The organism is Pedobacter sp. GR22-10 (genome assembly GCF_026239715.1).
GTDB lineage: Bacteria > Bacteroidota > Bacteroidia > Sphingobacteriales > Sphingobacteriaceae > Pedobacter.
Map to the genome: position 1 here is coordinate 1 of NZ_JAPIVR010000013.1, position 1,387 is coordinate 1,387.

Annotated in this window: 1 pseudogene; it reads right to left on the minus strand. The window is 48.5% G+C overall.

Annotated elements, in window-relative coordinates:
* Positions 1–1,387, minus strand: a pseudogene (locus tag OQX64_RS22335) (RHS repeat-associated core domain-containing protein); the annotation flags it as partial.

Here is a 1,387-nt window from a genome sequence, read left to right on the forward strand (position 1 = left end):
ATGGATTTGCACCTGCAGACCAATACTGCCGGCCAATATTCCCGTTATACCAACCGCTGTTATTTTCCTGGTAATCCAGCTGCATGCTGAACTGGTCATTGATACTGCTTTTCAGCCAGCCCCGCTCATTATAGGCTAGGCCGGTGCTCTGCAGGAAGTTCACCTTATCCTCACTGTGCCGGCTTTTGTTCTTCAGCTGACCGAGTTCATTGTAATCCAGTTTTGATAATACCACCTCTCCCTTACCGTTGATCTCTTCAAAGCCCGCCAGCTTACGCCCCATATGGTCATATTCATAACGGTTGGCAATCTGCGTATCTCCGGCAGTAGTATGGTGGATCCTCAGGCTGGAGGTCAGTTCACCGACAAAACTATAGCTATTGCTGGTCTCATCATAATTGGAGGGATCGATCCCCCCCGACAGGTAATGCTGGCTGAAAGTCTTTACTACCCTGCCCTCCTCATCGTAAAAGTGTTCACTCAGCAGCATATCCGAACTGCCCAGTACGTTGACCCTGCTTCCCGTAGCAAGCCCTTTGGTCTTTTGGCTTCTTCCGCTATAGCTAAAGGTATTCCCACCCACAAAGTCATAATCATCATAATAGTTTATACTCAGGTAGGCAGAAATATCACCCTGCGGCATGGCCCTGCTGGTATAGCCCGTTACCGTGGAACTGTTGTCCCTGGCTTCCCACAATTTGATTTCCCCGTTTTCATTCTTTTGGGTATTGGCATAATCCTGCAACCCGTTCTTGTAACTCCTTTCCGGATTCACCCGGTTGGTATCCGCAACAGCCGTGTTATATTGGTATAGTCCCGTCATCACCACCCGCCCTAAGGCATCATATTTATGAAATGACCATTCCTGTGGGCTTTTGTTCCGCTGGTTACCATCCTGGCTCATCACCACCTGGTCCAGTAAATTGTAAACCATAAACTCCCAGGCCTTACCCGGGATCTTTTTCTCCGTTACCCGTTTCCTGCCATCATAACGGTAGGCATAGATATAATAATGAAATTCAACCTGGCTTTCAGTGAAGCTGCTCAAGGCAGGTGAAAAACGGTCTGTACCCTCATTCACCGCCGGGGGCAAAACATATCTTAAGTTCCCCAAATCGTCATATACATAATACGTACAGAGCCCCCTGTCATTGGTGCCCCACGCTCTCTTCAATACCACACGGCCTTCAAAATCCTTGAATTCATCGGTGGTACCCGCACGTCCGTCAGATGCCTTCCAGTTTTCATCTTTTGTGGTGGTTCTATACAACTTGCCAGCCGGATAGTATTGGTTGTTCGTTGAGGCCCCATCTGCAGTCAGTGCCCACAACCTCACCTCATTGTCTGTATTGGTGCCATATTCCATCTTCAAGGTATGGCCGGCATT